Raw genomic sequence first — 12,712 nt, 5'->3', positions numbered from 1 at the left:
TATACTATTTACCATCAACCACGGCTACAACCTGAGCACGTGTTACTTGATCGCCATTCTTCACAGATACATTGGTAACTACCCCGTTAACGGTAGAACGAGCAGCTGGCATAGGCCCTGTTAAAGATTGAACGGTAACGAGGACGTCCCCTTCTTTAACCGTAGTACCTACTGGCACTACCGACACTACTTGTCCTGTTAACACGGACTCTTGGTTGACATTGGCTGCGGAGGCATTGAATACAAAGCCGGTTGCTACGCTTAAACCAATAGCAGCCATTACAAAAAATTTCATATATTTTTTCATACGATTTCCTCCTTTGACTAACGTCTATATATATTATAACACGAAATAGCAAATTAATTAGGGAAAGATTATAGCCCGTTCATAATAAGCAGGACCACTAGAAGTCATATCACGGTGTAAATAACTGTCATTAGCAAATATATCATTATCCCGATTAAGCCCTACATCAATACCGTTAATGGCACCAAATTGTTTTAACATAGCACCGCCTTGCGCCCCGGTTATGCCCGTATATGCACGATAATTCCCTGTAGCCATAAGCACCACCAAGGTACCATCAGCTTTTACCCCTAATAAGGTACGGCCTCGATAACGGCCCTCTTCAAAACGAGTGACTACGGAATCACGCAATACAATTTGATTCGTTTCATATAAAGACGTCCCTGCTTTACTAATAGTCGCCACGGGCTGCACAATTTCTAAATCCACCGTATCACCTACCGCTAGATTTTGTAACACTGGAATCATGGTTCCATGGGCGGATAATACAATATCCCCTACGGGTATCTCTGAATTGGCCTGATTTTTAGCAACTACTACATTATCACGAATCGTTACTTCTTGCCCATATACATTCGTCCCCGTAGCCGTACCATACCGATTGGTATAGGCAATCAGTTCATTAGCACCACGAGGTCGATTTACACCGGAAATAGTATATGTACTGGCCCCTTCTGTAAGTTGTAATTGTTTAGCTTGTAAACTAAACGTATACCCTTGATTAGGTATATAACGTATGGTTGCCTCTGGAGCAATCCCAGCCTCTGTCACTATAGGAATTTCCTTGCCACTACTTGTTTTAACCGTCCCTTTAGTCATCTTACTAAGGTCAGTGCCCATGTTTTCACCAGCTGGTAAAAGACCGACTACTATACTACCTGTAGGTCCCATATTTTGCAACGTATTAGCTTCTGGCAAATTAGCTACTAAGTTCACTGACTCCGTAGGGGCAATTTCCAGTACATCTACTTTCACGCGCCCTGTATCGGTACTTGTATCCCACTGCGTATGGGTTACCCCTGGTTTTAACAACTTAGTTGTCCGTTGTTCATAATTATTAAATAAATCAAGGACCACTCGATCTGGCTGCGCTAAGGTAAATATATGATAGCGCACATCTTGATTTACCGCTAAGCTCATATCTAAGCCTTCATCAGTCGCCACTAAGCCAACCCCTTTGAGGACACCACTAGTGCGATTATTATATTGCACAGGCCCCGTCGTTTTATTGGTCGTAGCTGGCAAATGTACTTTTAACTGTTGGGCCTTTTCATTATAAATAGAACTCCATCCATCAGGAAGACCTTGCATATCTAATACTACGCGAGTATGACCCATTTCATTGGTCGCGCGCACAGCGGTCAAGTCAGCGGCCATACTAGGTGATGCAACACTAGCACCCAGTATACTGGCCAATAGAGCCAAGGTAAACGTCTGTTTATATGCGTTCATAGTCCCTCCTAAATCAATGTACTTATACTACGTTTATGATTAGCTTGTTTTATTTATTATATCATATATCCCCGTTGAAAAGATGAACGGCCACAAAAAAGTGAGCCCCTAAGGAGCTCACAATTGCTTAGTTATAACGATGCTTAATTATAATAATGCTTACTGTAATTCTTCTAAACTATCTTGAAAACGGTCCATCTCTCGTAACGCTCTCCCAGTACCTACAATTACCGAGTAGCGTGGATTGTCTACTAAGTAGGCCGCCACACCAATAGCACGGGTAATGAGGCGATCAAAGCCACTAATAAGAGCTCCGCCACCCGTTAAAATAATGCCGTGATCACAAATCTCAGCTACTAATTCAGGAGGCGTTTTTTCTAAAATGTCCTTAATCCCTTCTAATATTGTATTGACTGGGCGCTCTAACGCTTTTTGCACTTCCTTAGAGGTAACCGTAATAGCCTGCGGTAAACCACTAACTATGTCACGGCCTCGAACGGTAATTTCCTCAATAGGCGCTTTCCGATCGACCGTACCAATAGCGATTTTTACTTCTTCTGCAGTACGACGACCAATCAATAGTTTACGGCGTCGCTTGATATAATCAATAATAGCCTCATCAAACTTATCGCCACCCATACGAAGTGATTTACTAACCACTACGCCAGTCGTACAAAGCACAGCTACATCCGTAGTACCGCCACCTACATCCACCACAATAGCACCAGCTGAAGACGCTTTATCTAGGCCCGTCCCTAAAGCAGCCGCCAATGGTTCTTCAATCAATACTGTTTTACGAGCCCCTGTTTGTAAGACCGCTTCAATAACGGCCCTCTTTTCTACGGGCGTAATGCCAGAAGGCACACAAATAACAATACGTGGCTTAAAAAATGAAGACGCTGGCAATACACTCTTAATATAATAACGAAGCATAAATTCCGTCATATCATAATTATTAATAACCCCATCTTGAAGCGGTCGAATCACTTCAATATCGGCCGGTGTACGCCCTAACATAATGCGCGCATCTTCGCCTACGGCTACCACCTCATGGGTATGAATATTCCAGGCCACATAAGCGGGCTCGTCAAGAACTACCCCTTTGCCCTTGATGTAAATTAATACATTCGTAGTGCCCAAATCAATGCCAATGTCATAGGCCCACCACAAGGCTAACCGTTCAAATGGTGACACAGTGGTGCGCTCTTTACGGCTTTGATTCTTAGGTGTCGTTGTGGCAATAGGTTGCGTGCTTCGCTTACGTCGTTCCTCCCGTTTCTGCAAGACATCGGCACGACTTACTTTTTTCTTACTCGTCCACCCGAACAATGTCAGCACCTAGCCCTTTTAATTTGCCTACTAAGTTATCATAGCCACGGTCAATATGAGATAATTGTGTTACTTTGGTAACCCCTTCAGCTGCTAAACCAGCACACACTAAAGCTGCTCCAGCACGCAAATCCGTAGCACGCACTTCAGTGCCCTTTAATTTAGGTACACCATCTACAATAGCGCGTCGTTCTTCAATGCGGATTTGAGCGCCCATTTTTTTCAATTCATCCACATGCATGAAACGATTTTCAAACACCGTTTCCATAACAGTACTCGTCCCTTCAGCAATAGTCGTAAAGGCCATAAATTGAGCTTGCATATCCGTTGGGAAGCCTGGATATGGTAAGGTTTTAATATCTACGGCTTTCACATGGCCATCAGACACTACGCGAATGCCATCCACATCTTCTTCTACCCGTACGCCTGCTTCTTTAAGCTTTGCCACTACTGGTTTTAAATGCTCCGACAAAGCATTTTCTACATATACATCGCCACCAGCCATAGCCGCTGCAATTAAATAGGTACCTGCTTCAATGCGATCAGGAATTACTGTATGAGTAGCTCCTTTTAATTCTTTTACACCTTGAATACGAATCACATTCGTACCGGCCCCACGAATATCAGCACCCATACTATTTAAGTATGTTACTAAATCAACAATTTCAGGCTCTTCTGCGGCATTTTCAATAATGGTTTTCCCCTCTGCCATAGACGCTGCCATAATGACATTTTCAGTAGCCCCTACGCTTGGGAAGTCTAAATAAATCTGATTGCCTTTTAGCCCTTCAGGTGCCGTAGCTAATACATAACCATCACCCATTTCAATGGTGGCCCCTAAAGCTTCAAAAGCTTTTAAATGCAAATCGATAGGACGACTGCCAATCGCACATCCTCCTGGTAAGGAAATACGTGCTTCCCCACGGCGTGCCAATAAAGGCCCCATCACTAAAAAGGACGCCCGCATACGGCGTACTAATTCATAGGGAGCTTCTGTAGCCGTAATGTTAGCGGCATCAAAAATAATTTCTTCCTTAGCTTCATCTCTGGTAACTTTAACTCCTAAAGAGGCAATTACCTCGCAAATTGTATGTACATCCTCTAAATGAGGAACTTCTACTAATCGACTTGGTGTCGATGCTAACATGGTGGCCGCAATAATCGGCAACACCGCATTTTTAGCGCTACTTACACGTACGCGACCATTCAACGGTTTACCACCGTTAATGATGAGCTTTTCCAACAATACTTCCTCCCATAATGCAATCTATTCATCTATAGTCAAGATAGTTTTATCCATAAATTCTACCTTATAGTATACTTTAAAACAGCCTGTTCAGCAAGTACCCTATAGACGTAAAAAGAGGAACCTTCTTACGAAGGCCCCTCTCCTAAGCGCTTATGAATGAACGATTAACGAGCTTTCATAGATTTTAATTTACGATCTAAACGATGGATAGTGTCTACAAAACGAACTGTCCCTGTTTTATAACGCATTACGACGGATTCGGTACGAGCACCACCAGCAAAGTATTTAATGCCTGATAAAATATTGCCTTCAGTAATTGCTGTAGCAGAGAAAATAACATCTTCCCCATGTACTAAATCATCAATGGTCAATACTTTATTTAAATCAGTAATGCCCATAGCATGGCAACGACGAATTTCTTCATCATTTTCTGGTAACAAGCGAGCTTGCATGTCACCACCAGTACATTTCAAAGCGGCCGCTGCTAATACACCTTCTGGTGCACCACCAGTACCGATAACCATGTGAATACCAGAACCTTCAAGACCACATTCCATAGCTGGATTTACGTCCCCATCGGTAATCAAACGAATACGAGCACCTGCTTCACGGCATTCATGCATAATAGCTTCATGACGAGGGCGGTCAAGCATAACAACGGTTAAATCATCAATACCACGTTCCATCTTTTCCGCTACACGGCGCAAGTTTTCAGTAACACTAGCATTTAAGTCGATAACACCTTTAGCACGTGGACCTACACACAATTTCTGCATGTACATATCTGGTGCATGAAGTAAACCACCTTTAGGGGCAATCGCCAATACAGCAATAGCACCATTTTGACCTTTAGCAATCAAATTAGTTCCTTCAATTGGATCCACCGCAATATCTACCGCTTCACCACCAGCACCTACTTCTTCGCCAATATATAGCATAGGGGCTTCATCGATTTCCCCTTCCCCGATAACTACGGTACCGGAAATAGGTACGGTATCAAAGGTCTGACGCATAGCATCTACAGCCAATTGGTCGGCGCCATCTTTTTCACCACGCCCTAATAAACGACCACTACGAAGCGCTGCTGCTTCTGTTACACGTACAAATTCCAAAGCTAATGTTCTATCCACAGTTCGTTACCTCCTTAAAATGCCCTCTTTAAATAGGCAGGGCTTTACCTGTTCCCATTTATTTGTTGGCTGCTTCCCAATCGGCTAAGAATCTAGCAAGGCCTGCATCCGTTAACGGATGTTTCATAGAGGCAGTTAACACCTTGTATGGCACCGTGGCAATATGAGCACCGGCTTTAGCACATTGTGTCATATGCATTGGTGTACGTACACTAGCGGCAATAATTTCTGCTTTAATATCATGAACCATGAATACTTCTGCAATATCTTCAATCAAAGTAATACCATCCATGCTCATATCATCAATGCGGCCTACAAAAGGACTAACAAAGGTTGCCCCAGCGCGAGCGGCTAATAGAGCTTGGTTCACGGAAAAGATTAAAGTCACATTTGTTTTGATGCCTTCTTTGTGAAGAATGGATACTGCTTTTAACCCTTCTTCAGTCATAGGTACTTTAATCACTACATTATCGCCAAGTTTAACAAGTTCATGAGCTTCTTTTACCATTTCTGGTGCTGTTGTGGCAATAACTTCAGCACTTACTGGCCCTTCTACTAAGTCCGCAATTTGTTTAATCACTTCTTTCAAATCACGTTTTTCCTTAACGATTAAGGATGGATTAGTCGTTACGCCGGCAATAAACCCCATCTCATAAGCTGCTTTAATTTCGTCAAAGTTAGCTGTATCAATAAAGATTTTCATAAGAGCTCCTTTTTACAATACTTTAAGAATTTATATAATTTATTTTACTGGTTTAATTACTTCTACGCCACCCATATATGGTTGCAATACTTTAGGAATGCGTACCGAGCCATCGGCTTCTTGGTTATTTTCCAAAATAGCTGCTACCGTACGCCCTACAGCAAGCCCGGAACCATTTAAGGTATGAACAAATTCAGGTTTGCTCTTAGCATCGCGACGGAATTTAATATTGCCACGACGTGCTTGGAAATCAGTCATGTTGGAGCAGGAAGAAATTTCACGATAGCAATCTTGTGCTGGCATCCAAACTTCTACGTCGTAAGTTTTAGCAGAACCAAAACCAATATCACCTGTGCAAAGCGTAATTACACGATGTGGCAATTCCAACAAACGAAGTACTTCTTCTGCATTATCTGTTAAGGATTCCAATTCCTGATACGAAGTTTCTGGCGTTGCAAATTTAACCATTTCTACTTTATTGAACTGATGTTGACGAATAAGGCCACGGGTATCACGACCAGCCGAACCAGCTTCAGCACGGAAACAAGCTGTAAAAGCGGTATAGTATTTAGGCAATTCATCAACGTTCAAGATTTCACCACTGTGGAAATTAGTCAAGGTAACTTCCGCTGTTGGAATCAAGAAATATTCTGTATTTTCTACTTTATACATATCTTCGGCGAATTTTGGTAATTGCCCTGTGTTAGTTAAAGTCTGGCGCGTTACCATGTAAGGAGTCATCATTTCGGTGTACCCCTGTTGTTCCGTATGAAGATCTAACATAAAGTTGATTAACGCACGTTCTAAACGAGCTCCTAAGCCTTTATAGAATGTGAAACGAGCACCGCTTTCTTTAGCAGCCCGTTCCCAATCTAAAATATCCAAACTTTCCCCTAAATCCCAATGAGCTTGAATTGGAAAATCAAATTCACGAGGTTTACCCCAACGGCGCATTTCAGGATTATCATTTTCATCTTCACCTACTGGCACCGAAGCGTCGCACATATTGGGCAACATAAGGGCAATATCTTGAAGCGAAGCTTCTGTTTCACGAATTTTGCCATCCAACTCTGAAATGGTATCCCCTACTTTTTGCATTTCAGCAATTTTATCATCAGCATTTTCTTTATTACGCTTTAATGCACTAATTTCAGCAGTGACTGCATTACGTTGTGCTTTTAACTGCTCTACTTCTTGAATTAACTCTTTGCGCAAATCATACAATTTAGCAAAGTTTTCCAAATCACCAGTTGTATGGCGATTATCCAAGTTTTGTTGTACTGCTTCTAGGTTTTCTCGAACGAAACGTAAATCTAACATATCCATAACCTCTTACTAAAAAAGTGTACCCTAAGGGCCCATGTATTATTAATTACACTTAATCATACCACATTTACTTAATTTTTACCACGGAAAAGGACCGTTTTGCATTGCAAAAAAGATAGTTTTACATTACAGTAAGGCTCATTTTGCATTGCAATAAAGCCCATTTTGCATTACAGTAAAGCTCATTTTGCATTACAAATGACCGTTCGCCTATGCAAAAAGGCTAGCAACGGTAACTCCGTTACTAGCCTCTTAGTCTTTATTTATCAGCACCTTCGCTGTCTTCTGTATCCGTTGATTTTACATCCAACTCTGGTTTCATGAGCGGGAATAATAATACATCACGAATTGATGCAGAGTCAGTCAAGAACATAACTAAGCGGTCAATACCGATACCAAGACCTGCTGTTGGTGGCAAACCATACTCAAGAGCGGCTACAAAGTCTTCGTCCATGCGATGTGCTTCATCATCACCAGCAGCACGTTCTTGTAATTGTTTTTCAAAACGTTGGCGTTGGTCGATTGGGTCATTTAACTCGGAATAGCCATTCGCTAATTCACGACCATAAATAAACGCTTCAAAGCGTTCCGTAGTCAATGGTTTTTCACGGTTTTGTTTAGCCAATGGGGAAATTTCCATTGGGTGACCATATACGATAGTTGGTTCAATTAAGTTTTCTTCTACATAATCTTCAAAGCAAAGGTTAATAATTTTACCAATGCCATCACGTTCGGTGTATTCTACATTCAAACGATCCGCAATAGCACGTGCTTCTTCTATAGTTTCTACCTCATCAAAATCTTCGCCGGTATATTTTTTAATCCCTTCTTGCATCGTAATACGATTCCAAGGTGGGGTTAAATCAATCTCAGTACCTTGATAGTTAATTTTCGTAGTGCCTAATACTTCTTGTGCACAATAGGCTACGATATTTTCAGTTAATTCAATAGCATCTTCAAAGTTACCATAGGCTTGGTACGATTCCATCATAGTAAATTCTGGGTTATGACGATTATCAATCCCTTCATTACGGAAAGAACGGTTGATTTCAAATACTCGTTCTAAACCACCTACAATAAGGCGTTTCAAATGTAATTCTGGGGAAATACGCATATAGATGTCAATATCCAAAGCATTGTGATGAGTAATGAATGGACGAGCGGCCGCACCACCAGGGATTGCATGAAGCATTGGTGTTTCTACTTCCATGAAGTTATGGGCATTCATATATTGGCGCATTTTAGCTACGATTTGAGTACGTTTTACAAAGGTATCACGTACTTCTGGATTAACAATCAAGTCTACATAACGTTGACGATAGCGAAGTTCAGTATCTTTTAAGCCATGCCATTTCTCTGGTAATGGACGTAACGATTTAGAAAGCAAAGTCAATTTATCTACTTTAATTGTGATTTCGCCCATATGAGTGCGGAATACGTGACCTTCTACACCTACAATATCACCCATATCAAGCATTTTAACATGCTTATAAGCCTCTTCACCAAGCATATCCTTACGCAAGTAAATCTGAATATCCCCAGATAAATCGCGGATATTAGCAAAGGCAGTTTTACCGTGGGAACGGATAGTCATAACACGGCCCGCTACCGTTACTGGCTGATCTTCAAAATCACGGAAGTTTTCTTTTATCGTTGCCGCATGTTGCTGTACTACAAAACGCTGGCCAAAAGGATACACTCCGTCTGCCTCGTATTGTGCAAGCTTTTCGCGACGAATTAACATTTGATCATTTAATTCTTGTTGTTGTTCTTGTGCTGTAGTCGCTTTTTCTTCGCTCACTTACATGGCCTCCTAACTTCATACGTCATGGGAATTACTATTTATAATTAGCTAATTGCTAAAATTTTAAAGGATGCTACCCCATCAGGTGTATTAACTTCTACTGTAGCGCCCTTTTTCTTACCTAAGATAGCGCTCCCTACAGGGGATTCATTAGAAATACGATTATTGAAAGGATCCGCTTCTGAGGAACCTACAATTACATATTCCAATTCTTCGTTGTATTCTTCATCTAATAATTTAACTTTGCTACCAACGGATACCACATTTTTGCGAGTACTTTCGTCGATAATCTTAGCGGTATTAATTTTGTTTTCTAACTCAATAATATGACCTTCAATGAATGCCTGTTCGTTCTTAGCATCATCATATTCTGAGTTTTCACTAATATCGCCATATTCAATAGCGGTTTTAATACGTTGAGCCACTTCAATACGACGTACGGATTTGAAATACGCTAATTCTTCTTCTAGTTTTTTAAGACCTTCTGCGGTTAACAGCGTTTCTTTTACTTCTGCCATAATAGAACTCCTCTTTCTATATCGTCTTTAGCTATAAATAGCTATAAAGAAAAAGTGTCAATATACTGACACCTTTACTTTATCATCACATATATTTACGTAATTTACTCGTAACATTATATCAATATTACATTGCCGTTGTCAATTCAGCTTCATAAGTCGCTAATGCATCTTTGAATGCTTCCATAGTATGTAAGGTATTAATTCGGTTGCGCCACTTAGCTGCTTCTGGCAACCCTTTAATATACCAGCCCGCATGAGTTCTGATTTCGCGCACCCCTAGAGGCACACCTTTGTAGTGACACAATAATTCAAAATGACGGCGCAACATATGAAGTCGTTCCACCGCCGTTGGCTTAGGCAAAATCTCACCAGTCCTTAAATAGTGATTCACTTCTTGAAACACCCAGGGATTACCTTGGGCGCCACGACCAATGAGGACAGCATCACAACCAGTTTCAGTCAACATAGCTTTCGCTGACAACCCATCCACCACATCCCCATTACCTAAAACAGGAATAGTCAAAGCCTCTTTAACGGCCTTAATATACGACCAATCGGCTCGTCCCATATACATTTGCTCCCGTGTCCGGCCATGAACGGCTACAGCCGCTACACCTACTGACTCCATTCGTTTAGCAAAGTCGAGGACATTTTTAGAATCATCATCCCAACCTAAGCGCATTTTAACCGTAACCGGTACTTCTACCGCTTTTACCGCTGCTTCTGCTACCCGCGCTGCTAAATCAGGCGTTTTCATTAAGGCGGAACCATCGCCAGAAGATACTACTTTTTTCACAGGACAACCCATATTAATATCTACAATATCAGCCCCAGCTCGTTCAACCACCTTAGCGGCTAAAGCAATTGCTTCAGGGTCAGATCCAAATATTTGCATGGATACGGGATGCTCTACCGCTTCCATAAATAGCAAATCTTTGGTATGTTCATTTTCATACTTAATGCCCATAGCACTGACCATTTCAGTACATACTAAAGCTGCCCCCTGCTCTTTAGCTAATAAGCGATATGCAATATCACTTACGCCAGCCATAGGCGCTAAAATAGCCCGCCCTGAAATGGCAACCTTGCCAATATGCCAGAGGTCATTATTTATTTCTTTCATATAACAATCGTAATCCTTCTAAGGTTAACATTGGTTCAATATGATCAATTACATTAGTTTCTGCATTGATTAGATGCGCTAAGCCACCTGTAGCAATCACTTTAACCTGCGGTGGCATTTCTTTTTTCATACGCCCTACAATGCCTTCCACTTGGCCAACATAGCCAAAAAGCACACCAGACTGCATAGAAGTGACCGTATTACGGCAAATTACTTGCCCTGGATTACGCACTTCAATACGTGGCAATTTAGCGGCCCGTTGGAATAAGGCTTCCGCTGAAATTTGTACCCCAGGGGCAATGGCGCCACCAATGTAATCACCATTTTCTAAAATAGCACAATACGTAGTGGCTGTACCAAAATCAATAACAATCAATGGACCGCCATATTTTTCATACGCTGCCACCGCATTGACAATACGGTCAGCCCCCACTTCGCGGGGATTATCATATTTAATGGCCATCCCGGTCTTAGTGCCAGGCCCTACAATAATCGGTTTCACATTAAAGTAACGTAAGCACACCCGTTCCAAAGTTGGCATCAAAGGTGGCACTACGGAGGAAATAATGATGGCTTCAATATCATTCACATTGACCTGACGATCATGGAAAAATAAATTCATAATAATTACGCCATACTCATCAGTGGTGCGTACGCGGTCAGTAGAAATACGCCAATGACCTACCAATTCTTTTTTATCATACACCCCAAGAACAATATTAGTATTTCCTACATCAATCACTAATAACATGTAAATTAGCCTCCTACTTTATGTGCTGGTCGTATGGATACGTCACCGGCCACCACTCGTTCTACGGAGCCATCAGCACGTTCTATCATGAGATTGCCATCTTGATCAAGGTCGATGGCTTTACCTTCATAAGTATTACCAGGGGCCCGCACTTCAACTTGCTTGCCTAAGGTAATGCTTAATTCTTTCCACTCTGCTAAAGTACTTTCAAAGCCTTCAGCCAATACTTTATTATACTGCATTTCTAGTTCTTCTAAAATAGTATTTAACGCTTCACGGCGATCAACTTCTACCCCTTCCATAGCAAAGGAAGTGGCAATATCTTGTAAGAAATCGGGAATATCCTCTAAAGTGCTGCTCGTATTAATGCCAATCCCCATAACAATGTACGAGATTTCTTCCATAGAGCCGTTCATTTCTGTTAAAATACCGACCAACTTGCGGCCATTCACTAAAATATCATTCGGCCACTTAATACCCGCTGTTGTTAAACCTAAGCGACGAAAAGCCTTAATCAGGGCTACCGCCGCCATAAGGGTACACTTAGGTGCTTCAATAGGTAAAAATTTAGGGCGTAAAATTAGACTAAACCATAAACCTTTACCATAAGGTGAATACCAGCCACGATCCAAACGACCACGCCCAGCCACCTGTTCTTCCGCTACTACCACGGTGCCTTCAGGGGCCCCATCATTAGCTAATTCACGGCCAATCCGATTAGTCGACTCTACACTTTCTAAATAGTGGTAGTTTCGACCAAACGTGTTCGTGGTCAATACAGATTCCATTTCAAGCCAACTCATTAAATCCGGCTCTTCCATTAATCGATACCCCTTTTTGGTAAATGATTCTATAACATAGCCTTTTTTGCGCAATGCTTCTATATGTTTCCAAATAGCTGTACGGGATACATCACAATGTTCTGACATTCGCTGCCCCGACACAAAACTCCCTTTATTCTCACGCAACAATTCTAAAATTGCATCTCTCATAAACCCGATGCCTCCTTTATGAAAA

Annotated in this window: 12 protein-coding genes; all 12 read right to left on the bottom strand. The window is 41.6% G+C overall.

The features are described 5' to 3' along the window. Positions 1-4: 4 nt before the first annotated feature. Entirely contained in the window at positions 5-307 is a 303-nt protein-coding gene (locus tag VER_RS00305) for a biotin-requiring enzyme (protein WP_162098901.1), read from the bottom strand. 57 nt (positions 308-364) lie between these two features. After that, complete coding sequence (locus VER_RS00300; protein ID WP_162098900.1) at positions 365-1,759, bottom strand: phosphodiester glycosidase family protein; 1,395 nt, start codon at positions 1,757-1,759, stop codon at positions 365-367. 159 nt (positions 1,760-1,918) lie between these two features. Next, positions 1,919-3,097, bottom strand: coding sequence for a rod shape-determining protein (locus VER_RS00295; protein WP_304941388.1), 1,179 nt, complete (start codon positions 3,095-3,097; stop codon positions 1,919-1,921). Next, positions 3,069-4,331 carry a UDP-N-acetylglucosamine 1-carboxyvinyltransferase gene (gene murA / locus VER_RS00290; protein ID WP_162098899.1) on the bottom strand — a complete coding sequence of 421 codons (1,263 nt, stop codon included), beginning with the start codon at positions 4,329-4,331 and terminating at the stop codon, positions 3,069-3,071. The genes VER_RS00295 and murA overlap by 29 nt, the downstream gene beginning before the upstream one ends. 170 nt (positions 4,332-4,501) lie before the next feature. Then, on the bottom strand, positions 4,502-5,467 hold the full coding sequence (gene glpX, locus VER_RS00285; RefSeq protein ID WP_162098898.1) for a class II fructose-bisphosphatase: 966 nt from the start codon (positions 5,465-5,467) through the stop codon (positions 4,502-4,504). A 58-nt stretch (positions 5,468-5,525) separates the two neighbouring features. Beyond that, on the bottom strand, positions 5,526-6,170 hold the full coding sequence (gene fsa, locus VER_RS00280; RefSeq protein WP_162098897.1) for a fructose-6-phosphate aldolase: 645 nt from the start codon (positions 6,168-6,170) through the stop codon (positions 5,526-5,528). A gap of 39 nt (positions 6,171-6,209) precedes the next feature. Further along, positions 6,210-7,490 (bottom strand): serine--tRNA ligase, encoded by a 1,281-nt coding sequence (gene serS / locus VER_RS00275; RefSeq protein ID WP_162098896.1) that lies wholly within the window; start codon positions 7,488-7,490, stop codon positions 6,210-6,212. Positions 7,491-7,755: 265 nt separating this feature from the next. Next, positions 7,756-9,297 carry a lysine--tRNA ligase gene (gene lysS, locus VER_RS00270; protein WP_255493954.1) on the bottom strand — a complete coding sequence of 514 codons (1,542 nt, stop codon included), beginning with the start codon at positions 9,295-9,297 and terminating at the stop codon, positions 7,756-7,758. Between the two features lie 47 nt (positions 9,298-9,344). Then, positions 9,345-9,818, bottom strand: coding sequence for a transcription elongation factor GreA (greA, locus tag VER_RS00265; protein WP_162098895.1), 474 nt, complete (start codon positions 9,816-9,818; stop codon positions 9,345-9,347). 127 nt (positions 9,819-9,945) lie between these two features. Beyond that, positions 9,946-10,944, bottom strand: coding sequence for a tRNA dihydrouridine synthase DusB (dusB, locus tag VER_RS00260; protein ID WP_162098894.1), 999 nt, complete (start codon positions 10,942-10,944; stop codon positions 9,946-9,948). Beyond that, positions 10,928-11,695 carry a type III pantothenate kinase gene (locus VER_RS00255; protein WP_162098893.1) on the bottom strand — a complete coding sequence of 256 codons (768 nt, stop codon included), beginning with the start codon at positions 11,693-11,695 and terminating at the stop codon, positions 10,928-10,930. Before VER_RS00255 ends, dusB begins: the two co-directional genes overlap by 17 nt. 5 nt (positions 11,696-11,700) lie before the next feature. Continuing rightward, a complete protein-coding gene (locus VER_RS00250) occupies positions 11,701-12,687 on the bottom strand; it encodes a biotin--[acetyl-CoA-carboxylase] ligase (protein ID WP_162098892.1) in 987 nt (328 codons plus the stop codon). Positions 12,688-12,712: the final 25 nt, after the last annotated feature.

The sequence above is a fragment of the Veillonella sp. R32 genome (assembly GCF_010093125.1).
In the GTDB taxonomy this organism is placed as follows: Bacteria; Bacillota; Negativicutes; order Veillonellales; family Veillonellaceae; genus Veillonella_A.
The sequence above is the reverse complement of the archived record's forward strand: the minus strand, read 5'-3'. Positions and strand labels throughout refer to the sequence as shown.

Excerpts from the sequence above, each read along its gene's own strand:
- VER_RS00305 (WP_162098901.1), bottom strand. The coding sequence starts at position 307 with ATGAAAAAATATATGAAATTTTTTGTAATGGCTGCTATTGGTTTAAGC.
- VER_RS00255 (WP_162098893.1), bottom strand. The coding sequence starts at position 11,695 with ATGTTATTAGTGATTGATGTAGGAAATACTAATATTGTTCTTGGGGTG.
- dusB (WP_162098894.1), bottom strand. The coding sequence starts at position 10,944 with ATGAAAGAAATAAATAATGACCTCTGGCATATTGGCAAGGTTGCCATT.
- greA (WP_162098895.1), bottom strand. The coding sequence starts at position 9,818 with ATGGCAGAAGTAAAAGAAACGCTGTTAACCGCAGAAGGTCTTAAAAAA.
- VER_RS00250 (WP_162098892.1), bottom strand. The coding sequence starts at position 12,687 with ATGAGAGATGCAATTTTAGAATTGTTGCGTGAGAATAAAGGGAGTTTT.
- serS (WP_162098896.1), bottom strand. The coding sequence starts at position 7,490 with ATGTTAGATTTACGTTTCGTTCGAGAAAACCTAGAAGCAGTACAACAA.
- VER_RS00300 (WP_162098900.1), bottom strand. The coding sequence starts at position 1,759 with ATGAACGCATATAAACAGACGTTTACCTTGGCTCTATTGGCCAGTATA.
- fsa (WP_162098897.1), bottom strand. The coding sequence starts at position 6,170 with ATGAAAATCTTTATTGATACAGCTAACTTTGACGAAATTAAAGCAGCT.